The following is a 22,834-nucleotide window of genomic DNA, read 5'->3' on the forward strand; positions in this document are numbered from 1 at the left end:
TACCCGAGTATGAAGGTCAGTAGATCCTATGCATCCTTGATTGGGGCACTCGTGGTGATCCTTGGGGTACTCCTTTTTATCGTACTTCGCCGAGGCACTTCCCAGCGAGAGACTCTTGGTCCGATAGAGAGGATGGCACAAGTCCCCACAGGAGATAGTCTTCATCCACTACGGATAGCGGTGGTAATGGAGCCGGGGCTCTTTGAGATCGATGATAAGGGGGAGATCTCCGGAAGCTTGCCTGCGGTAGCAGACAGGCTGCTGACCGGCATAAGCTATATATGGGTGCCGGTATCTGAGAAGAGCCTTGGGACAGACTTGCTGAGGGAGAAGAGGGTCGATATACTAGCCACTCAGCAAGCCTCCACAGATCTATCGGAGAGCTCCGACCTCCTCACGACAGACCCCATCAGTAGCTCGCACTATGCACTGATGAGTCTGCAGGACAGTCTCTCCTGGGGTGATGTACTGAGTGGTCCCAGTCCCGTGGAGGTCTACTACTCTGCTGAGGACAAGGAGGTGCGCCTGATCCTCCAAAACCTCCACGACATCTCCTATACGGCCATCCGACCAAGCGAGATCAATCTGCCGCCTCTCGAGATGATGCTGGAGATGGTAAAGGGGAAGATCTACTTCGCAGTGGTGAAGCATAACCTCGCCAAAGAGATGGCTGAGCGCTTTCCACAGATCCGAGTGGTTACTGACATATCGCTGGAGGCACCCCAGGTATGGCTCATCAGGTCTGATGCAGAGAGCCTGAGAGACACCCTCAATCAGAGGATCCGCAAGACAGATACGACAGAATAATAGTACGTAAGATAGAAATATGACCAAGCAAGAGTCACAGATAGACTCCTTTTATGACTTTGGTCTCCACCCTGATGTTGAGGATGCGGTGGAGACAATGAACTATGGCAAGCCCTCTCCGGTACAGGCAGCAACGATTCCCCTAATTATGGACGGCGAGGATATCATCGCCTGTGCCCAGACCGGTACCGGCAAGACTGCTGCCTATCTACTCCCGGTCCTAAGCGAATTAGCCTACGGGGATTACCCAAAGGATCACGTCAATTGCGTCATTATGGCGCCGACGAGAGAGCTGGCGCAGCAGATCGACCGTCAGATCGATGGCTTTGCCTATTACGTCAAGGTCAATGCTCAGCCGATCTACGGAGGTACCGACGGCATAGAGTACGAGCAGCAACGCAGAGCGCTGGCCAAGGGTGCCGACATTATCGTAGCCACCCCCGGGCGCCTGCTGTCCCATATTGATATGAACTCAGTCGACCTCTCTCAGGTGAGTTTCTTCATCCTGGATGAGGCAGACCGGATGCTGGATATGGGCTTCTCGGAGGATATACTCAAGATCCAGTCCCTCTTGCCAAAGAAAGGCGTGCAGACCGTGATGTTCTCTGCCACCATGCCGGAGCAGATCCGAACCTTTGCCCGCAAGATTATGCGTCGGCCAAAGGAGGTCAATATCGCTATCTCGCGTCCCCCTGAGAGCATCAGCCAGTCCGCTTTCGTTGTGTCCGATGACGATAAGCTGTCGCTACTGGTATCGCTACTCAATGAGCAGCGACCGGAGAGGTGCATCGTCTTCCTCGCAGCTAAGAAGAGGGTCAAGGAGGCTGCTCGTATGTTGCGTATGCAAGGGCACTCGGTCGAGCAGATGCACTCCGACTTGAGCCAGGAGGAGCGCAATGAGGTGATGCACCGCTTCCGAAATGGACATGCCAGCGTCATCGTGGCTACCGATATCCTCTCACGCGGCATCGACATCGATAATATCGAGCTGATCATCAACTTCGACGTGCCTTCCGACCCGGAGGACTATGTCCACCGCATTGGTCGCACATCGCGCGGAGACAACCTGGGTGGCTCAGCAGTCACCTTTGTATCCCCGAGGGATAAGGACTCATTTGCCAGGATCGAGAAATTCCTCGGCTACAAGCTGCAGCGACCGGACTTCCCGGCAGACTTTAAGCCCGGCAAGCCACGCTCCTCAGAGGATAGAGGAAAGGGTCGCTCCGGTAGACGAGGAGGATCCTCTCGTGGTAGAGGTGGGAGAAGACCCGGTAACCGATCTAAGAAATAAGACCAAATGAAGATAGACTTTGCTAAAGAAGACCTTGCCAAGCTACAGGACTTCCTCTCCGTACCACGCCGTATCACACTCTTGGGACACGTCTCACCGGATGGTGACGCTGTAGGCTCCACACTCGGCTTTGCCTCACTTCTTCGAACCTTAGGACACTCCGCCACGGTTGTCTACCCGACGGCTTACTCGGAAAGCTTTGCCTTCCTGCCCGGGGCATCGGAGGCACTGATTGCTAAGGATAAGCCCGAGGAGGCTCTCCAGGCAATACGTGAGGCGGAGGGGCTCTTCTGCCTTGACTTCAATGAGACAAAGAGGGTCGAGCAACTGACCGCCCCGCTGGAGGAGTCAGAGGCGCTTAAGCTTCTGATCGATCACCATCCCTACCCCTCCGACTTTGCAGACCTCTCTTTCTCCTATCCCGACAGATCCTCCACTTGCCTGATTGTCTATGAGCTGATCCGTGCGATGGAATGGAGAGACCTGCTGTCCACGGAAGCAGCCACAGCTATATATACCGGTATGATGACTGATACGGGGAACTTTGCCTACAACTCTGAGGACCCCGAGATCTATCAGGTCATCTCAGAGCTGCTCGAGCTGGGGGTGCGAAAGGATGCCGTCTACGACGCAATCAATAGGAGCTTTACCATCGATAAGCTGCGCCTCACAGCGCACTTGATGGCTGACAAGATCACCTTTTTCCCTCAGTTCAAGACTGCCATCATCACCCTAAGTATGGCAGATAAGGGAAAGTACAATTACCAGACCGGTGACGTAGAGGGATTGGTGAATGATCCCCTCGCAGCTAAGGACATCGAATTCTCAATCCTGATCCATGAGATGCCGAAGTACACCAAGATCTCTATGCGAAGCAAGGGGAGCTTTGCCGTAAATGAATTTGCCACCAAGTTCTTCAACGGCGGTGGGCATACCAATGCGGCAGGAGCTGAAGTCTGCGACACCCTATCCAATACCTATAAGCTGGTCGAGACAGCAGTACGAATACTCCATCCCTGATGATCCCTTCGCTCTTCCCCGGGGAGATATGGCCTGAGGGCGATCTCCCGATCATCGCTGGTCCCTGCAGTATCGAGTCTCAGGAGCAGATCTATGAGACCATGCGCCGACTCAAGGAGTGTGGGATCGGGGTGGTCCGTGCCGGCGCTTGGAAGCCCCGGACACGACCGGGTGCCTTCGAGGGTGTCGGGGAGATCGGACTACGCTGGATGCGCGAGGCTGCTGACGAGTTGGGGCTCAAAGTGGGGACTGAGGTTTGCCTACCGGAGCATGCACGGATAGCACTCAGGTACAAGTGTGACTTCGTCTGGCTCGGTGCCCGCACTACAGGATCCCCCTTCGTGGTGGAGGAGATAGCAAAGGTCCTCGATGGTAGTGATCTGACCATACTGGTCAAGAATCCCATAGCGCCAGACTTCCAGCTGTGGCAGGGGGCGATCGAGCGACTACAGCGCCATCACCTGATAAGGATAGGACTGATCCTGAGAGGATTCACCACTGTGGCGGGTGGACTCCTCCGTAATGATCCCTTGTGGGAGGCGGTAGATGACTTTAAGTCTCACAATCCGGAGCTCCCGATCCTCTGTGACCCCAGCCACATCACTGGAGACCGTCGTCTACTGAGAGAGATCGTCGAGGAGGCGCAGCGTAGAGACTACGATGGGCTCTTTATCGAGAGTCACTACCACCCGGAGACGGCCCTGACAGATGCAGCTCAGCAGATCATCCCGGAGGAGATAAGCACTCTCCTTCACGGCGAGTCCACCCATGGTGACTGCGCCCTTACCGCCTACAGGGAGCAGGTAGATAAGGTCGACAGTGACCTCATACATCTCCTCTCTTTGAGATCCGAATTGACCACAGAGATAGGTGCGTGGAAGGCAACTCATCACCTCACGCCCCTACAGTCAGCACGGCTTGAGAGTATGATCCATCACCACAGGCGTCAGGCAGAGCTCTACGGGATCTCGCCTGATCTGGTGGAGGATCTCTTCCGCAGCATCCACGACTACTCACTCACCGATCAGATCAAGCGACTAAAGAATGAAAATCACTCAGACAAGGATTGATCTCACTAATCTCCTCTTCCGTGCCGGTCATGGTGTGGAGGAGAGGGAAAAAGTGGCAGGTAATACCTACAGCGTCTCCCTCTCTGTCTGGCCTACAGAGCACTCCGCCATGATGAGTGACAACGTGGGAGAGACGATCAGCTACGCTGATCTCTACGATCTAGTACGACGTGTGATGACTGAGGAGCGTCCCTCTGACCTCTTAGAGCATGTGGCCTATAGGATCCTGCAGGAGCTGGAGACAGCGTCACTCTCAATCAATCGGGCCTCCGTCTCGATCACCAAGGTCCAGCCCCCGATCAAGGGTTTCCGTGGGGATGGAGCGACCTTCTCTGCCGAAGCGACCTTCTGACAATGCCTCGCGTCTCCATTATCATCCCGGTATACAATACTTCTCGATTTCTCGAGGAGTGCATCAGGAGTGTCGTGCATCAGAACTTCACTGACTGGCACGCCATCCTCGTCGACGATGGCTCCACCGATGGTAGCGGGACGATCTGCGACCAATTCGCAGCGAACGATCCTCGGATAGAGGTGCTGCACCAGCCCAATCAGGGGCTGAGCGTTGCGCGAAATAATGGTCTGGCAAGAGCTCAGGGGGAGTTTGTCCTCTTCTTAGACAGCGACGACTTCTGGCTACGGCAGGATACGCTCACCACGCTTCTTGACGCTATGGATAGCCATTCGAAGTGCGACTTTATCGGGTTCAATTGGGTCTACTATTTCTCAAAGGAAAGGCAGAGACGCTGGAGAGACTTCGGCAACTACGTCCCGGAGGTAGTCAGTGGCGAGGAGGCGCTGAGGAGCATCCTCCGGTCAGGAGACACCCCCATGAGTGCCTGCATCAAGATTCTCCGCCGAGACTTCCTCATCAAGAGTGAGCTATCCTTCATCCCGGGGATCACCTCAGAGGACATCCCGTGGTTTATGCGCCTTCTCTGTCATGCAGAGGGCAGTCTTTTCCTCCACGACTACCTCTATGGCTACCGGCAGGAGGTGGACGGCTCGATCACAAGGGAGTACTCCCCGAGACGCTTCCACGACCTAGTCTTCATCATCGAGGACGGGCTTCAGCTCGCTGACAGCCAACCTTCGCCTGGGATGAGAGAGGCACTCCTCTCCTTCTACGCTACAGAGTACTGCATCCTGCTCAGCCATATGGATGTACTCACTAAGGAGGAAAGGCAGAGCATAGAGCCCTGGATGCGGGAGCACCAGTACCTCCTAAGTTATAACCAAAGCCCAAAGGTGCGACTCGCTAACAGAGCTTGGCGACTCACCGGACTGAAGGGTCTCGAGCTGCTCCTTCGTCTCCGAAATACGCTGATCCGTCAGTAATAGCACATCACGAGATGATCCTGAAACACCTTTCGCTCACCAACTTCAAGAATATCGAGAGCTGCGACCTGACCTTCTCCGATAAGCTCAATTGCATCATCGGCAATAACGGCATGGGGAAGACAAACCTCATGGACAGCATCTACTACCTCTCCTTCACCAAGTCGCACCTCCATGTGCCTGACCAGATGGTGATCCGGAAGGGTGAGACCTACGCCATCCTCCAAGGCGGCTACCGAGTGGGTGAGGACGAGGTGGCGATCAATATCGGTATCACCACGGAGAAGCCCAAAGTGATCAAGCGAAATAGGAAGCGATACGACCGCATCACCGATCACATAGGGCAGCTACCGGTCGTCATGATCGCTCCCTCCGACATAGACCTGATACGAGGCGGCAGCGTGGAGCGGCGAAAGTTTATGAACCAGCTCATCGCCCAGGAGTCCAATCCCTACCTCACGTCAGTGATGCACTACGACAGGCTCCTCGGGCAACGTAATGCTCTCCTAAAGAATAAAGGCTTCCTCGACCTCCCTACCCTCAATATCCTAGACCACCAGATGGCTGGTGAGGCTGAGACAATCGTCAGGCACAGAGCCGACTGGACTGAGCGGATGAAGCCTATCTTCCTCTCCTACTACAGCTACATCACGGAGTCAAGGGATATGGTGGACATCCGGTATCAGCCCTCACTCGCGACAGATCACCTGCCCTTAGCCGAGGACTTTATGGAGGCTTGGCAGTCGACCCGACAGGCGGATCTCTACATGGGCTATACCACTGTCGGTCCGCACAAGGACGACCTGGAAATGCTCCTGGAGGAGACACTGATCCGGAAGATCGGCTCCCAGGGTCAGTGCAAGAGCTATATGATCGCACTCAAGTTTGCACAGTTCAAGATCCTCTCGACACTCTACCCCAATAATAGTCCGATCCTGCTACTGGACGATGTCTTCGACAAGCTTGACGAGGAGCGAGTCGATAGGATCGTCCACCTCGTGGCCGGGGAGGACTTTGGGCAGATCTTTATGACCGATACCAATAGGAAATACCTAGATCAGATCATCGCCCAGCTACCGGACACAGAGTATACCATCGTCCGGGTGGAGGACGGGGTCTCTACAGTACTCTGAGAGGGTTATGCGCATCTATAGGTCGGAGACACTGGGTAAGATACTGCAGGAGATGAGAGAGGGGAATAAGCCCTCCCTCTTCACAGACCTTGAGCGACATCGGGCATTCCTCGAGCAGTGGCAATCTCTGCCGGGGATCAGGCTGCGACGGATCCGACCTGTCTTTACCTTTGACGAGAGCAAGTCCACCTTAGTCATCCACTGCTCCTCCAGTGTAGCACTTAATCTCCTCCGCCGAGAGCGCCCCACCATAGAGCAGCACCTCAGACCGCTGATGAATCGGTACAAGCTTGACACCCTCTCGATAGTACTCCAGGACAGCGGCCAACAGTAACGAGAGACAATCTATACAAGTCTCTATTACTCAGACCATAGCTGATCACTGGGGTGGGACAAGCAAGGCTCAGGGGAGGATGGAGTAGCGCCCCATCCCTCTAGCGTATTTCTTTTACCGATATTAGTGACGACTAATACCGATAAAAGGATTCTCTAATACCGGTAAAAGGTTGCGTGCTGACTCTGATGCGATTGCCCAATAACGACTGACCCATGGGCGCTCTTTGTAGCGGAAATGAGCTACCTTTGCGACCAAATCAGCATATCGAATGACAGAGATCGCAAAGAAAAGACATCAGACAGCAGAGGGCTACACTGCCGCCCTTCTCTCAGCTTTTACATTCGGACTCATCCCTCTCTTCAGCGTCCCGCTCCTCGCAGATGGGATGCCCACCTCCACGGTCCTTATGTACCGCTTCCTCTTTGCCACCTTGGCGATGAGCATATACGTTTTGGTCCGTAAGTCCTCCCTCCGCATCACGAGGAAGCAATTTGTCAGGCTCCTTTTCCTCAGTTTCCTTTACTTTGCCACGGCACACCTGCTCCTCACCGGATACGAGTACATCTCCTCCGGTATGGCCACGGTTCTACACTTCACCTATCCTATATTCGTCGCCCTCCTTATGCTGCTGATCTTCCGTGTCCGGCTCAGCAAGAGAGGCATGATGGCGATCATGGCAGCTGTGGCCGGGGTCTCTCTCGTCAGTGGGGTCACCTCCTCAGAGCCCATCAATCCCGAGGGACCTGCTCTGGTAATCACAAGTGGATTCCTATACGCCGTCTACATCATCACGGTCAATAAGAGTGTGGCCCGGACGCTGAGCCACGAGGCGCTGACCTTCTACATCCTACTGATCACCACTGTCTTCCTATCCCTCTACTGCATTGCGGACGACAAGATGGTGCTACCTGCCTCGGCGATGGACTGGACCAACTTAGTGCTGCTGGGTGTCCTATCCACCACGATCTCCAATATCACGCTGGTCAAGGCAATAGATCTCATAGGTTCCACACCGACTGCAGTGATGGGTGCGCTGGAGCCTATGACGGCAGTCATGGTCGGGGTGATTGCCTTTGGCGAAGTGCTGACACCTATCCGCATCCTCGGGATACTGATGATCCTCGTGGCAGTGGTGCTCCTGACCACAGATAAGAGCAAGTAAAATAGTACCTTTGCCCGAAGCTGTCACCGAAGGGATGACTGGCTCACTATTAGGACTGCATGAAGGCTAACGGTCACCACTTTCTCTCCTATCCCTACCGCACGTGGATCACACTGTTGATCCTCGTGGGGTTTCTCGTCACCGGGTGCGGTGTCCATCGGCGGAGCATCACCGCTGAGGAGGTGGCAAAGGTGGCAGCAGCAAGGGACTCCCTCCCGGCAAGGGAAGAGACCCCCACAGTAGTCACAGACTCCCTACCGACAGGCTCAGTAGAGACGGTAAAAGCACTGAGAGACAGCCTCGACCAAAGTATAGCAACATCCGACTCACTCTCGAGGGAGGGGCGTAGAGCGGAGCCAGGGGATAGCATCCCTGCGGATAGCCTTCGGAAGGATAGTATCGTGCCGGACAGTCTACTGAGTGAGCTCAAGGCTCCGATGGACTTCACCTCCAATGACTCCATTGCGATCTACCCCAAGCGCAATATCGTGCGTATGTACGGTGAGGGGACGATCAACTATGGAGACAATAAGATCACGGGAGACTTTATGGAGATGAAGACCGACTCGGGGACTATCTTCTCCACCTACATCGACTATCCCGACTCCCTCAAGAAAGAGCGTCACTACGCCAAGATCACCACAGGTCAGGACGAGTACGAGGCGAAGTCAATGCGCTACAATGTCAAGACTCAGCGTGGCTACATCACTGACGTAATCACGAAGCAAGGCGAAGGCTATGTCGTGGCGCAGAAGACCAAGCGTATGGAGAACTCTGACCTCTATATGAAGGACGGCAAATACTCCACCTGTGAGAACCACGAGCATCCCCACTACTACATCGCCATGACGGAGGCTAAGGTCCGCCCCGCCAAGGATCTGGTCTCCGGACCGGTCTATCTCGTAGTGGCTGACGTGCCACTGCCGATAGGCTTGCCCTTCGCTTTCTTCCCCTTCACTACGAAGCGATCATCCGGACTCCTGATGCCCACCTACGGAGAGGAGGGCGACAGAGGATTTTACCTCCGCAATGGGGGCTACTACCTGGCACTCAATGATCATGTAGACCTCGAGGTGACCGGAGATCTCTATACCAAGGGCTCCTGGGGGCTCACAGGACGCTCTACCTATCGTCGGCGCTACCGGCACAGCGGGTCCGTCAACGCCTCCTACCTCAAGACGAAGCGCGGAGACCGCATCGCCGGCGATTACTCCGAGAGTACCGACTTCCGCATCGCCTGGTCCCACCAGCAAGATCCTAAGGCTGATCCCTACAGGACCTTCTCTGCCAACGTCAATTTCTCCACCTCTTCCTACAACCACAACGACCTCAACGCGCTCTATAATCAGGCGATGATGGGTCAGAATACCAAGAGCTCCTCGATCAGCTTCTCGAGACGTTTCCCCAATAGCCCCTGGTCCATCACCGGATCGGTGGACATCACACAGCGCTCCCAGGATAGTACGGTAGCTGTGACGCTACCCAACCTCTCTTGGTCGGCAAGCAGGATCTTCCCCTTTAAGCGAAAAAAAGCTGTCGGTAAGGAGAGATGGTACGAGAAGATCTCTCTCTCCTACTCCGGTCAGTTGCGAAACTCAATCACCACGAAGGAGAATCGACTCTTTAGGACCAACCTCATCAAGGACTGGCGCAATGGCGTGAGCCACTCCATCCCTGTGAGTGCCTCCTTCGACCTCTTTAATTATTTTAAGGTAACCCCCTCTGTAAGCTACAACGAGCGATGGTACAGCTCCCGGGTGACTCGCGCTTACGATCCCGAGAAGAACGATATCATTCCCGTGGACACCACCTATGGCTTCAATCGAGTGTACGACTTCCGTGCCTCGCTCGCCCTCTCGACGACCATCTACGGATTCTTTAAGCCCATGTCATGGGTCCCTTGGGCCGGAAAAAATGTGGAGATGATTCGCCACCGTATGGAGCCCTCGATCTCACTCAATTACCAGCCTGACTTCGCCGACCCAAGGTTTGGCTACTGGGAGCATCTGCAATACATCAGTAGGGACGGACGTCAGCTGGATAAGTGGTATAGTCCCTACGATGGACAGCTATTTGGTGTCCCCGGCAGAGGCAAAAGCGGTAGCGTTAGCCTCTCCGTAAGCAATAATGTCGAGGCAAAGTTGGCTGCGAAGAGCGATAGTGTCAAGGCGCGAAAGATCAGTCTGATAGACAATCTCTCCTTCTCCACCTCCTACAACTTTGCCGCCGACTCCTTCCGATGGAGTGACTTCCAAGCCAATATATCCCTCCGTTTTACCAAGGACTTTACGCTGAGGCTGGGTGGCTCCTTTGACCCCTACATCTGGGACTACTACGAGTATGACGGAAAGATAGTACCCTACCGTGTCGACAAGCTACGCATCACCGCTGGGAAGGGGATCGGCTGGTTTAGAGGCACCTCGACAAGCTTCTCCTACAACCTTAACCCAAAGACCCTCAGTGAGCTGCTTGCCAAGGTGGGGCTGAGGCGCAAGGACGAGAAGGATGAGGGTGATGACACAGCCAATCCTCCCGGCACCGAGCAGCGACCACGCGGAGGATCCGGCAACTCTCCGGATGGCGGTGGCGGAGGCTCCCTCTTCTCCTCCGGACAGAGCGATCTCGAGTACGATCCATACGGGTACAGCAAGAATGTGATTGACTGGAATCTGGGCTTCAACTATAGTCTCACGATGGGTCAGGGTCCTTTTGATCCTCGGATCCGGGAATTCACCTACAAGTTCTCTCAGGATCTTAGCTTCAATGGCAGCCTGAGCGTGACGAAGAATTGGCACTTCAACTTCTCCGCCAACTATAATTTCCAGCTCAATAAGATCACCAATATGTCGTGCAACCTGCAGCGTGACCTCCACTGCTGGTCAATGCGTGCCAGCTTCATCCCGGTGGGACCCTACAAGTCATACAACTTCTCCATTGCAGTCGATGCCTCTCTCCTCCAGGACCTGAAGTATCAAGAGAGCAGCCATCCCCAGCGGACCAATCCATGGTACTACTGATCCATCGAGACAGCGTAGCCTGCACTCACTTTCCCCACACAAGAGCGGGTCTGACATCTTCTGTCGGACCCGCTCTTAGTTGTATCTAAGCCCTGCTAGGGCACTGTCAAGACTTAGATGAGCAACCTTAGAAGTTTTCTCATCAGGAAAGGATAAATAGTTGTACTAAGCTATACCTTTTTCCACGCTCTAAGTCGGTAAATGTGTACCTTTACGTCCGAGATTTTCGTATGATAGATCGCAATACCATTGACCGCATCATGGACCGCGCCGACATCGTCGACGTGGTGGGGGACTTCGTGGCACTGAAGAAGCATGGCAAGGACTACATCGGGTTGTGCCCTTTCCACGACGACTCAAGACCCTCCTTTAACGTCTCCACGAGCAAAAACATCTGTAAGTGCTTTGCTTGTGGCGTGGGAGGAACACCTGTCTCATTCTTAGAGAAATACCTGCACCTTACCTTCCCCGATGCCATCAAGTATCTTGGGAAGAAGTATGGCATCCCTGTCGTCGAGACACAACTCTCTGCCGAGGAGCAGGAGGCGCGCACGGAGCGGGACAAGCTGCTATCTGCCAATGCCTTTGCGAGAGATGCCTTCACCAACGAACTCCATAACGGCAACGAGGGGCGACTCGTAGGGCTAAAGTACTTCCGCGACCGAGAGCTGAGTGATGAGACCATCAAGCAATTTGAGCTCGGATACTCACCGAGAGACCGCCACTTCCTCTACTCACTCGCAAAGGAGAAAGGCGTCTCTCCTGATACCTTGGAGCAGGTCGGGCTACTCTTCCGGACCGGTGACGGACAGTACATCGACCGATACCGCGATCGTGTCATCTACCCCATCCACTCGATTAGCGGCTCGATCGTAGGCTTTGGGGGCAGGATCTTGGTCAAGAAGGAGAATACGGGGAAGTACATCAATTCGCCCGCCTCCTCGATCTACGACAAGAGCCGTGAGCTCTATGGGCTCTACTTTGCCAAGCAGGCGATCGCTAAGAAGGACAAGTGCATCGTCGTGGAGGGCTATATGGATGTGCTGTCAATGCATCAGCGAGGGATAACCAATGTGGTCGCTAGCTCCGGGACCGCCCTCACGACGCAGCAAGTGCAGAAGATCAAGCGCTTTACCTCCAATCTCACCTTTATCTTCGACTCCGATGCCGCCGGCATCAAGGCGGCCATGAGGGGACTGGACGTGGGGCTGGAGCGCGGGATGAGTCTCCATACGGTGCTGCTACCCGAGGGCGAGGATCCGGACTCCTTCGCTAAGACCCATACAGCAGAGGAAATCGAGCTGTACATCAACGAGCATGAGGAGGATAGCCTGCGCTTCAATGCCCGAGTCCTCTCGGAGCAAAATGGGACTGATACCCCTCAGGGCATAGCGGATACCGTGGCGGTCATTGCTGAGTCGATGGCACATATCCAGGATAAGCTCATACTAGATATCTACGTCAAGGATATGGCACCTCGCCTAGGTGTCGAGCCGGAGCACCTACTGGAGCGGATCCAAAAGCTGCAGCAGCAACAGAGGAATACCACCCGGCGGGAGTGGCAAAACACACAGCGCCGCCAGGAGCAACAGAAGCGAGAAGAGGAGGAGGCAGGTCCTTCCATCACTTCCGGTTCCTCAGAGTCCAAGGGTCAATCAAACCCGACTGACGAGAGGCTCAATCCCTTTGAGATCACGCTTCTGGGCGAGATCATGAAGAATGGGCTTATGGAGATACCCGACTACGAGATAGAGCCCGGGAGACATGGCTGTAGCCTGATCCAGGTGGTACAGAAGGAAACGAAGGACCTGCGGGAGAATGGCACCCTGACCACACACTTCTGCACCATACTCGATGAGGTGGAGCGACTATATGAGGAGGAGCCCAATCCCGACATTACCAAGTACCTCTCCTGGCACGAGGATCCGGTAATCCTGCACACGGTGGCAGATATGCTGATGAATGAGGAGGAGCTGAGCGAGATGCACTCCACCTACGTCAGCGAGGCCTCCACACCGACAGAGGTGGTCAGCCGGGTCATGAGGACAATACTGAGCTACAAGTACGACTTTGTCCTTAGGCAGATCTCGGACCTGCTGCAGCAACTTCAGTCTATCCCCACAGATCATCAGGATAGTGGTGATGAGCTGGATGAGAAGTCAAGGGAGCTGCTCTCTGAGCTGGCGAACCTAAACCAGATGAAAGTAGATATGAGTCGGATGCTGGGGGATCGTATACTTACTCCGACACTTAAGCTACAACCACGACAACATTAGAAATAACGCATATATAGATGGAAAACTACTTACTTGAGGCGAGAGATATCGTCAAGGATTTCTCCGCACATCGAGCTCTCGATCACGCAAGTCTGAGGGTCGAGCGTGGTAAGATCCATGGTCTCCTTGGACCTAATGGCGCTGGGAAGACTACCCTTATCCGCGTCCTTACCCGCCTCACCGTGCCGGACGAAGGTGAGATCACCTTTGCAGGACATCCCTTCACCAGCAAAGACCTGAGGCATATCGGTTATCTTCCGGAGGAGCGCGGTCTTTACCCCAAGATGAAGGTGGGCAAGCAGGCTCTCTACTTTGCTCAGCTCAAGGGACTGGAGCGTAAGGAGGCCGAGAGGAGACTTCGCGAGTGGTTTGAGCGACTGGACATCATCGACTGGTGGGACAAGAAAGTGGGAGAGTTGAGTAAGGGAATGGCTCAAAAGGTGCAATTTATCTGCACCATTATCCACCAGCCGGACTTGCTGATATTTGACGAGCCGTTTAGCGGATTTGACCCGATCAATGCGGAGATCCTGAAGCGGGAGATGCTTCGCTTGAGAGATGAGGGTCACTCTATCATCTTCTCCACCCACGATATGTACAGCGTGGAGGAGCTGTGCGACAACATCACACTCATCAACCACTCTCACGTGGTCCTCGATGGAGACATCCATGAGGTGCGTAACGACTATAGGGGAAATCTCTATCGGATCGTCTACGACTCCGAGATTGAGCTCCCCGAGGAGGTAAAGGAGAAATTTGTCTTCCGCACCGATGAGACCAACCTGTATGGTCAGCACACACTGGTGCTTGAGAATACCCCGGGGATGAGCTCACGAGAGCTACTGGCGACCTTTGGACCCATTGGGGAGGTAGTGAGCTACGAGGAGATCATCCCGAGTATGAATGATATATTCATTGATGTGGTCAAGAAGAGCGGTGCCCCGACAGAGCTGCAGAGTATTACGGACAAGCAAAGAGAGATCGAAGAGAGCCATGAATAATTTCCTCATCGTACTCCAGAAGGAGTATATGACCATCGTAGGGAAAAAGTCATTCATCATCATGACCTTCCTCACCCCAGTCCTGATGATCCTCCTAGGAGCTGTGCCGGCACTACTCGGAGTCTTCGCAAAGGATACCAGCGACAAGGAGGTGATCATCGTGGACCAGACCGGCAAATACTATGATGCCATTAAGGATGGCGAGGCGGAGGGCTTCCACTTTATGGATGGCTCTGCCGACATCTCGGAGTACAAGAGTCAGGCACTCTCCTCTGACAGCCTCTACGCTGTCGTGGTCATCACGAAGGATTTGCTCGAGGACCCCCGAGCCATCACGATCTACTCCACCGCTACGATCCCTCCGGCACTGCAGGATAATCTATCCAAGACGCTCTCAAGAGAATTGCAGCAGGAGAAGATCGCATCCTACCAGATCCCGGAGCTGGACAAGATCATAGCTGACTCCAAGGTCTCAGTCAATATATCGACCGTACAGTGGAGTGCTGACGGGGAGGAGGTGGCAGCCTCAGCTACAGTGGGGATGATCACGGGACAGATTTTCAATTTCGCCCTCTACTTCTTTGTCATCATGTACGGATCGATGGTGATGGAGAGCGTGCGGGTAGAGAAGAAGAATAGGATCATGGAGATCCTTGCCACAAGCGTCAAGCCTACCACCCTACTCTGGGCAAAGATCGTGGGCATCGGGCTCGTTGGGATCACTCAGCTACTGATGTGGGGACTCTTCTTCGTCATCGTCTTCGTAGCTCTGCAGTCGCTTCTGCTGAGCTCGGTGACCTTTGATATGAACCAATTCAAGGACGCTGTCATGGCTGCACAGGAGGGGGGCTACGATGCTGAGCTGGCTGGTAGTCTGGAGGCACTCGCGAATATCAATTACGGGCAGATCATCATCTGCTTCCTCTGCTACTTCATCACCTCCTACGTGTCCTTCGCTGCGCTCTACGCAGCCTCAGGGGCTGTCACGGACGCTGAGGAAGGAGTCAATCAGATCACCCTTCCGATCACCATCCTTCTTGTCTTCGGATTTATCTTCGGCTTCTACTCGGCAGAGAATCCAAATACCAACATCTCCCTCATCACCTCCTTCATCCCCTTCATGGCACCTAATGTCATGATGGTGCGATTGCCCTTCAATCCACCTGCTTGGCAGGTATGGCTATCGATATCAATTATGATCGCCTTTACTTGTTTCTTCGTGTGGTTTGCGGCCAAGATCTTCCGCGTAGGGATGCTGATGTACGGCAAGAAACCAACTATGAAAGAGCTTTGGCGCTGGATCAAGTATGAGTAATAGCTCGTACGTTAACCTGCATTAACTATTGACACTCCCTCTCTTTAGGTAGCTAACAACCAAACGCTTACCATCGTAATGGGAATGTAACACCTTACATTAGAGAGTACTACGCCTAAGAGGTTGAGACCTATGGGGATCGGAATAAGCAAGAGAAAAGGACTTTTTTTGTTTCAGTAGGTTTCATAACCTTTGCATTGCAAGGCATCCAAATAAGGCCTTCTCTCCATTGGAGCCAATGGGAGGAGTCCTTATTTTTAGCCCAGGATCTATCTAATCTCCCGGACAGAGTTGCATCAAGGTCGGAGAAATTTTAGAGTATCATGATTAGCAGTACACTTATCAATGCTTGGGATCACTTCCTAAGTAATGTCAGGACCAGTCTTCACTCACCTCAGGACTACCACATGTGGTTTGAGCCAATCAAGCCTATTAAGTGGGAGGACGGGGTGCTGACGGTACGTGTACCATCTCGCGACTACTACTCACGGATCGAGTCTCAGTACCTCGAGGTACTCAAGGAGTCCCTCGGGATCGCCTTTGGTGACAATGTGAAGCTCAATTATCAGATCCCTGACGAGACCCTTCGACGGACACTGGAGAGTATGCCTCGGCAGAGCCTGAGAGGGACAGACATCACTACGATCCAAGACATCGAGCCATCGACCGATCTGTCTCAGGCTGCTCCTGATGCTCAGAGTGCACCCTTCCAGACGCACTTGGACATCAGGATGAAGTTTGACAACTTCTATGAGAGTCTCTGCAATCGGCTCGCCTACACTGCCGCTAGGTCGATCATCAAGAAGCCTGGAAATAATGCCTTCAACCCCCTCTTTATCCATGGCGCATCCGGTGTCGGCAAGACGCACATCATGCACGCCATAGGTAATCAGCTGGTGGCGGATAATCCCTCTATGAGAGTGATCTACATACCGGCTCAGACGTTTATGCGTCAGTATGTCTATGCGACGATAAAGGCAAAGCAGCCGGAGCTCTTCTTTGACTACTACCACAATATTGATGTGCTACTGATGGACGATATCCAGGAGATCGCCAGCGCTAGCAGCACACAGAATGCCTTTTTCCAGATCTTCAATAACCTAAAGCTTCTCGGCAAGCAGATCATCATCACCTGCGATCGTCCGCCAGTGGAGCTCAAGGGATTTGAGGACCGACTCTACACTAGACTAAAGTGGGGGCTTACCGTGGAGATAGAGCGCCCTGACGTACGGCTAAGGAGGATGATCCTGCAGTCTAAGGTCAAGGAAGCCGGCGTTACTCTGTCCAATGATGTCTTTGACTTCATCGTGGAGCACGCTAAGGACAACGTGCGAGACATTGAGGGCTCGCTGACATCGCTTATGGCGTACTCGCTCTATAATGATGTACCCCTTGACATCCACTTGGCCCATCGCGTTATGTCGCAGACAGTGGGCATACAGGAGCACAAGGCAGATCTCAGCGAGATCATCGACACCACCTGCCAATTCTATGGAGTCTCTCAGGAGGACATTGAGAGCAAGCGTCGCAAGCGTGCGATTGCCCTCGCTAGACAGACAGTCATGTATCTCTGCAAGGAGTATACCGAGACCCCACTTAAGGTAATCGGCCAGACTTTAGGCAATAGGCACCACTCCACCGTGATCTATGGCTACAATACCATACGAGATCTTATGCAGAGTGACCAGAAAGTGGCGAAGGATGTGAAGGAGCTCGCTACGATGCTTGGCTTCTAAAAACTCAAAGAGGATCTTGCAGATATCGCATAATTGTCCTACCTTTGCAGAGCAATGAACCCAAGAAGGGATTGCTAAATGCGGAAATAGCTCAGTTGGTAGAGCGCAACCTTGCCAAGGTTGAGGTCGCGAGTTCGAGCCTCGTTTTCCGCTCAGGTTTTGAGGAGAGTAAGAGCCATCTTACCCTCCTCTTTTCTTTTGCCCTAACGTAAGGATTGTGAGTCGAATGTAGTATTTCCGTAGGAAGTGAGACCTATTACTTGGCCCCCCTTACCAGCAGATGAGCAAAGTAGCCGGCCCCCTCTACCGGGGTAATGCGGAAAGGCTGATCACCTCTGTGACGACAGAGTACAAGCTTCACCTGATCGGACTCATCCACCAACATGGGACAGAGCGGCCGATAGGACGATGGGATGCCACACTCCTTGAGAAACTGAAAGACAGACTTATGCCCCCTGCTCATACCCGGCAACACAAAAGTATCAGAAGGACGAGCAGTACGAATGTAATCACCCTCCTCAAGTGGCTGGACAAATGCAATCCTAAGGATCTGAGACCAGACCATCTCTGCCCTAGCCTGCTCTGCAGAGACTGTAGGGAGTATCACCCTGTAGAGCCTCTTCCTAAAGAGCTCGTACCGATCACCTGACACAGTCTCAAATAGCGCCCCACCCTCTGTCGTAGGCGAGAGGATATCGTTCACCTGAGTTACGGTGAGATCCATATCGCTCATAATCCGGTAGAGTGCAAAGGGATCTCCACTTAAGTCCAGGCACCCACAGTCTTCATCCCAGAGGGCCAACATAGTTTGCGCCACCTGTCGACCTAGATACTCTTGCTCCTCTCGGAGATGAGACATAGTTTGGATGACACCGGAGGTAAAGGAAGGGTTTATCTCTTGAAACAATGGTATCAGCTTATGCCGAATGAGATTTCTCGTGATAGAGGGGTCCTCATTGGTGGAGTCCTCCACATGGGGCAACTGTTGCTCTGAGAGATAGTGAAGTATCTCGTCGTGCGTTACAGACAGCAGCGGACGCCAGATCCCAGTCCGTTTATCCAGAGTCCGCATCCCGCAGAGACCTCTTCCACCGGTACCTCTCGCAAGATTAAGAAGGAGCGTTTCCACCTGATCTCCAGCGTGATGAGCCACAGCGATGGCAGCAGCATCGTAGCTGTCCACGAGGTCTCTAAACCAGGCGTACCTCAGTTCCCGAGCAGCCATCTCCATAGAGAGTCTCTGCTCACGAGCGTATCCGATGGTATCGAATGATCGGACCACGAGCTTGGCCTTAGGATAGCGCTCGCGGCATAGCTCTCGCACAAAGGCCTCGTCTCTATCACTCTCGCCCCCCCGTAGGTGGAAATTGACATGCGCAGCCACAGCTACGTAGCCAGCCTTGTAGAGCAAATCCATCAGGCAGACCGAGTCCGCCCCTCCACTCAGGCCGACAATGATTGTCGACCCTTTCGGAAACGTATGACCTTCGAGACTTAGCGACATAACATAGCAGAGAGTGCCTCAGGGCTCTAAAGCTCTGAAGCACTCCTAAAACATCAGTGGGTCACCCTATTACTGCAGATCAATCTCACGCGCTGACTCCTCCGCCAGCTCAGGATCGACCAAGACACGACCGCAATACTCACAGGCGGTGATCTTCTTACGAGACTGGATATCAATGATCCTCTGTGGGGGGATCTTATTGAAGCAGCCCTTGCAGGCACCTCGATCGATCGTCACGACAGCCAGACCATTGCGGTAAGAGTCACGGGTCCTATGGAATGCACGGAGCAAGCGTTCATCGATCTTAGCCTCCAGCTCCTTAGTCTCATCGTGTAGCTTATCCTCCTGCTCCTTAGTCTCAGAGATGATGGTGTCGAGCTCGGTCCTCTTGAGCTCCAGATCCTTCTCTCGATCCTGAGTCTCTTGGCTCAGCTCTTGCATAGCCTCCTCCAGCCGGGCGATACGCTCCTTGGCGATACGGGTATCCTTCTCGAATCCTTGGATCTCGAGATTCTGATACTCTATCTCCTTGACCAAGAGGTCATACTCTCTATTATTGCTGATATTATGGAGCTGCTCATTGTACTTCTTGATCAGTTCATTGGAGTTAGTCGTACTCTCCTTATACTCACCGATCAAGCGATTGAGCTCGGCGATCTCATCCTGATCCTTCTGGTAGCGAGTATGGCGTCCCTCGATCTCGTCCTCAAGGTCACGTACCTCCTCAGGCAGCTCACCACGGATGATACGGATGCGATCGATCTCACTGGTAACCAGCTGCAGCTTATACAGCGCCTTGAGCTTATCCTGTACGGAGAGCTCCTCTAGATCTTTTGAATTATTTTTTACCATTACTTCTCTCGAGATAATTTACCGGATTTGCACTATTTACAGAGTAGTGGAGTGCAAATGTACCTATTTTCTCTGACAAGATCTCCCCTAATATATTCTGTGTCATCAGCTCTGACTCGTAGTGACCATAGGTCGCTAAGACTGTATAGTCAGTTGTGTCATAGAAGTCGTTGTACTTCGCCTCTCCGGTTAAAAAGAGCTCAGCACCCATACTGCCAGCTTTCTGATAAAGGAAGGCGCCGGAGCCACTGCAAAAAGCTATCCTCCGCACAGCTCTGCCATCGTATCTACTATGACAGACCTGCTCCACCGGCTGAAAAGCCGACATCTTATCAATGATCTCCTCCAGTGTCATCGGCTGAGGGAGATCCCCGATTATGCCTGAGCCAAGCTCTGACGAGCGGTAGCTGACCGGTAACACATCGATCGCTGGCTCCTCGTAAGGATGGGCTTTCCTCAGGGCAGATAGCACGGGTCCCAGCCGACCCTTATCGACCAAAACAGAGATGCAGCTCTCCGGCTCCACATGACTACGGCAGGGAGTCCCACAGTGCGGATGGGCCTCTGCAGAAGGGGTAAAGCGTCCTTCACCTTCGACAGAAAAGCTACACCCACTATACTCACCCTGCCTACCTGCTCCCGCCTCTGAGAGAGCAGCTCTTATGACATCTGCATACTGACGAGGGGCGTAGGTGACCACCTTGCAGTAGAAGTCCGGCTTAGGATCTAAGACCATCACCTCACGGAGACTCATCTTGGATGCCCAGTAGGCATTGGGTCCCAGTGGGCTATTGTCTAAGCAGGTATGAGAGCTATAGATGACGAGATCGTGCTTGAGAGCAAAAGCGACGCACCGCTCTATATATGTCTCGGTCGTGATGCGCCTTAGGCTGTGGAAGAGCAACGGATGATGGGTAAAGACCGCATTGCACCCCAGCTCAACTGCCTCACGCAGCACCTCTTCCGTAATATCTATCGCCAGCAATACTCCCCTACACTCCTGATCAGGATCACCCAGCTGGAGTCCGGAGTTATCGTACGACTCCTGCAAGCTCACTGGCACTTGCGTCTCAAGATAAGAGATCAATTCGGATACTTTCATATGGACAGTGGATCAATGAATGTTTCGCTCATTAAGGGCTGTGGCATAGGCCCTCGCATTTCGCATATGCTCAGTGTAAGAGGCTGCGAAATTGTGATACCCGCTAAAGTCTTCCTTGGCACACATATAGATGTAGTCGTGCTTGGCGGGAGAGAGTACCGCATCGATGGCGTCTGCCGATGGGATGCGGATAGGACCAGGCGGGAGTCCCTTGTACAAGTAGGTATTGTAGGGCGACACAACCTCCAGATGCTTATGTAGCACTCGCCTGATCGACCGATCCCCGATCGCAAAGAGAACCGTAGGGTCAGACTGCAGAGGGATCCCTCGCTTAAGCCTATTGAGGTAGAGCCCCGCTATGACCGGGTACTCATCTCTCTTAGCACTCTCTTCATTGATGATCGACGCCAGCGTAGTCACCTCCATAGGCGTCATCTCAAGCGCCGAAGCCTTGGCGAGACGCTCCTCGCTCCAGAAAGCCTTGCTCTCTCGAGCCAGTCGACGGACGATAGACCTTGCCGAGTCCGTCCAGTAGACCTCGTAGGTATTGGGGATAAGGTGAAAGGCAAGTGTGGAGTCCTGTATATCCAAGGAGTCCAGCAGAGCCCTATCGGTCATCGCTGCCGCTATAGCTGCGCTATCACACATCAACTGATCCGACAGACGTCTCCACAGCTGCCCCACCTCGCGAGTGGTGGTAAAAGTGATCCTAACCGGTGATTGAAGCCCCCTCGCCACCATCCGATAAAGCCCAAGGGTCATCTCGTTAGGCCGTACCCGGTAATGACCTGCGCGAGGCTTATCCCCGAGCAAACCGATAAGGGCAAGATCTCTCTCATGCCTCACGGAGGTGGTCTCCCCGAGCCTGCTTGCGACCGCCCCCCAATCATCGCCGGGATAGACGTAAAGCGAGATAGGCGCGCCTCCATCCACATTGTAAGAAGTCATCCCGGTGATACGATAGAAGCACCAGGAGAGAGCAGCTAAGATGCAGATGATCAGGATGGTGATCCATATCCACACCCGCTTAGAGACCTTACTATGATTCATTTCGGAAAAGAAATCTATAGGGAATACCCCTTTTTATCGTACCTTTGCACGCAAAGATAAGCAAAATAGGCCCTGTAGTTCAACGGATAGAACGGAAGTTTCCTAAACTTTAAATGGGAGTTCGATTCTCCCCGGGGTCACTCAGCTGATGCCACTTGGGCTGCAATGGGCGAGTGACGAGGCAGCAACCATTCATCCTTCAGACATACATTCCTCTGATCCTGATTCACTCAGGACCAGAGGAATGCTTATTAAGTCACCCCCACTAATGCTCCTCTTCTGTCAAAGTAATAGCCCACAGGCATATCCGACAGAGTGCAACCCCCGGTATTATTTGGACGCATAAAAGCCCGCTCATACAGGCGTAACCTTGTATGAGCGGGCTTTAGTGGTGGAGATGGAGGGATTCGAACCCTCGTCCAAACATGGAACCAAACTGCTTTCTACACGTTTAGCTCTGATCGGATTTTCGACGCGGGAGGAAGGACAGAGCAACCGACTCCAACGCTTAGTCTCTTAAATGTCGTTGTCGATGAGAGACGCACCGACAACCCTTCCCGATACTTCAGCACCACCTGATCAAGCCACCTCGGGATCACGGGCCTTGGGTGATGTCTCGCCGCGAGCAATTGCTCAAGCGAAAAAGCAGTAAACCCTAAGGCTTACGCTGCGAGAGCGTAGTTATTTTCGCCAGTTAAAAAGTTTGCTACCCGAGTTAGAGTGCCGGATAACCTACACTACGTGCTTACACAGGTCGACTCTACATGCTGTCAAATCCTGTCATCCCCTCTGGAATATATGTTTACAAAGGTACGACATCTGC

General features: G+C 53.3%; 18 protein-coding genes, 2 tRNA genes and 1 other RNA gene. 16 read left to right on the forward strand and 5 right to left on the reverse strand.

The genetic code is table 11. From position 1 onward, the window contains the following. Positions 1–9 precede the first annotated feature (9 nt). From AC1EKE_RS01935 to AC1EKE_RS02005, 15 genes are all read left to right on the forward strand, one after another. Positions 10–807 (forward strand): type 2 periplasmic-binding domain-containing protein, encoded by a 798-nt coding sequence (locus tag AC1EKE_RS01935; RefSeq protein ID WP_480307863.1) that lies wholly within the window; start codon positions 10–12, stop codon positions 805–807. Positions 808–826: 19 nt separating this feature from the next. After that, a complete protein-coding gene (locus AC1EKE_RS01940; RefSeq protein ID WP_480307865.1) occupies positions 827–2,098 on the forward strand; it encodes a DEAD/DEAH box helicase in 1,272 nt (423 codons plus the stop codon). 6 nt (positions 2,099–2,104) lie between these two features. Further along, the gene (locus AC1EKE_RS01945; RefSeq protein ID WP_296162864.1) at positions 2,105–3,118 is read left to right on the forward strand and encodes a DHH family phosphoesterase; all 1,014 of its coding nucleotides are present in this window, start codon (positions 2,105–2,107) and stop codon (positions 3,116–3,118) included. Next, complete coding sequence (locus AC1EKE_RS01950; protein ID WP_480307867.1) at positions 3,118–4,188, forward strand: chorismate mutase; 1,071 nt, start codon at positions 3,118–3,120, stop codon at positions 4,186–4,188. The genes AC1EKE_RS01945 and AC1EKE_RS01950 overlap by 1 nt, the downstream gene beginning before the upstream one ends. Continuing rightward, positions 4,163–4,540, forward strand: coding sequence for a dihydroneopterin aldolase (folB, locus tag AC1EKE_RS01955; protein WP_297126437.1), 378 nt, complete (start codon positions 4,163–4,165; stop codon positions 4,538–4,540). Before AC1EKE_RS01950 ends, folB begins: the two co-directional genes overlap by 26 nt. 2 nt (positions 4,541–4,542) lie before the next feature. Further along, complete coding sequence (locus tag AC1EKE_RS01960; protein WP_480307869.1) at positions 4,543–5,526, forward strand: glycosyltransferase; 984 nt, start codon at positions 4,543–4,545, stop codon at positions 5,524–5,526. A 14-nt stretch (positions 5,527–5,540) separates the two neighbouring features. After that, on the forward strand, positions 5,541–6,659 hold the full coding sequence (gene recF, locus AC1EKE_RS01965) for a DNA replication/repair protein RecF (RefSeq protein ID WP_480307871.1): 1,119 nt from the start codon (positions 5,541–5,543) through the stop codon (positions 6,657–6,659). A gap of 7 nt (positions 6,660–6,666) precedes the next feature. Continuing rightward, complete coding sequence (locus AC1EKE_RS01970) at positions 6,667–6,993, forward strand: hypothetical protein (protein WP_480307873.1); 327 nt, start codon at positions 6,667–6,669, stop codon at positions 6,991–6,993. 271 nt (positions 6,994–7,264) lie between these two features. Next, entirely contained in the window at positions 7,265–8,158 is an 894-nt protein-coding gene (locus AC1EKE_RS01975; RefSeq protein WP_480307874.1) for a DMT family transporter, read from the forward strand. 59 nt (positions 8,159–8,217) lie between these two features. Continuing rightward, positions 8,218–11,175 (forward strand): putative LPS assembly protein LptD, encoded by a 2,958-nt coding sequence (locus AC1EKE_RS01980; protein ID WP_480307876.1) that lies wholly within the window; start codon positions 8,218–8,220, stop codon positions 11,173–11,175. A 230-nt stretch (positions 11,176–11,405) separates the two neighbouring features. Then, entirely contained in the window at positions 11,406–13,451 is a 2,046-nt protein-coding gene (gene dnaG, locus AC1EKE_RS01985) for a DNA primase (RefSeq protein ID WP_480307878.1), read from the forward strand. Between the two features lie 17 nt (positions 13,452–13,468). After that, positions 13,469–14,452, forward strand: coding sequence for an ABC transporter ATP-binding protein (locus AC1EKE_RS01990; protein ID WP_297126417.1), 984 nt, complete (start codon positions 13,469–13,471; stop codon positions 14,450–14,452). Continuing rightward, a complete protein-coding gene (locus AC1EKE_RS01995; RefSeq protein ID WP_480307880.1) occupies positions 14,445–15,767 on the forward strand; it encodes an ABC transporter permease in 1,323 nt (440 codons plus the stop codon). The genes AC1EKE_RS01990 and AC1EKE_RS01995 overlap by 8 nt, the downstream gene beginning before the upstream one ends. Before the next feature lie 323 nt (positions 15,768–16,090). Further along, on the forward strand, positions 16,091–17,503 hold the full coding sequence (dnaA, locus tag AC1EKE_RS02000) for a chromosomal replication initiator protein DnaA (protein ID WP_297126412.1): 1,413 nt from the start codon (positions 16,091–16,093) through the stop codon (positions 17,501–17,503). A gap of 80 nt (positions 17,504–17,583) precedes the next feature. After that, positions 17,584–17,656 (forward strand) — tRNA-Gly (locus AC1EKE_RS02005). A gap of 103 nt (positions 17,657–17,759) precedes the next feature. Here AC1EKE_RS02005 and tilS read toward each other — a convergent pair. The 4 genes from tilS to mltG all read right to left on the reverse strand — a co-directional run bounded on the left by tilS (position 17,760) and on the right by mltG (position 22,011). Then, positions 17,760–19,007: a tRNA lysidine(34) synthetase TilS gene (gene tilS, locus AC1EKE_RS02010; RefSeq protein ID WP_480307881.1), complete on the reverse strand. Its 1,248-nt coding sequence runs from the start codon at positions 19,005–19,007 to the stop codon at positions 17,760–17,762. 69 nt (positions 19,008–19,076) lie between these two features. After that, positions 19,077–19,859 (reverse strand): zinc ribbon domain-containing protein, encoded by a 783-nt coding sequence (locus tag AC1EKE_RS02015; protein ID WP_480307883.1) that lies wholly within the window; start codon positions 19,857–19,859, stop codon positions 19,077–19,079. Beyond that, positions 19,846–20,961, reverse strand: a complete 1,116-nt coding sequence (locus tag AC1EKE_RS02020) for a Nif3-like dinuclear metal center hexameric protein (protein ID WP_480307885.1) — start codon at positions 20,959–20,961, stop codon at positions 19,846–19,848. The genes AC1EKE_RS02015 and AC1EKE_RS02020 overlap by 14 nt, the downstream gene beginning before the upstream one ends. A gap of 12 nt (positions 20,962–20,973) precedes the next feature. Then, positions 20,974–22,011 carry an endolytic transglycosylase MltG gene (gene mltG, locus AC1EKE_RS02025; protein ID WP_480307886.1) on the reverse strand — a complete coding sequence of 346 codons (1,038 nt, stop codon included), beginning with the start codon at positions 22,009–22,011 and terminating at the stop codon, positions 20,974–20,976. Between the two features lie 68 nt (positions 22,012–22,079). Between mltG and AC1EKE_RS02030 the strand changes: the two genes are divergently transcribed. After that, positions 22,080–22,151 (forward strand) — tRNA-Arg (locus AC1EKE_RS02030). Between the two features lie 249 nt (positions 22,152–22,400). On the opposite strand, the gene ssrA is transcribed toward AC1EKE_RS02030, so the two are convergent. Continuing rightward, positions 22,401–22,799, reverse strand: a transfer-messenger RNA (tmRNA) gene (gene ssrA / locus AC1EKE_RS02035). Between the last annotated feature and the right edge of the window lie 35 nt (positions 22,800–22,834).

The sequence above is a fragment of the Porphyromonas sp. C0041D3 genome (genome assembly GCF_056590575.1).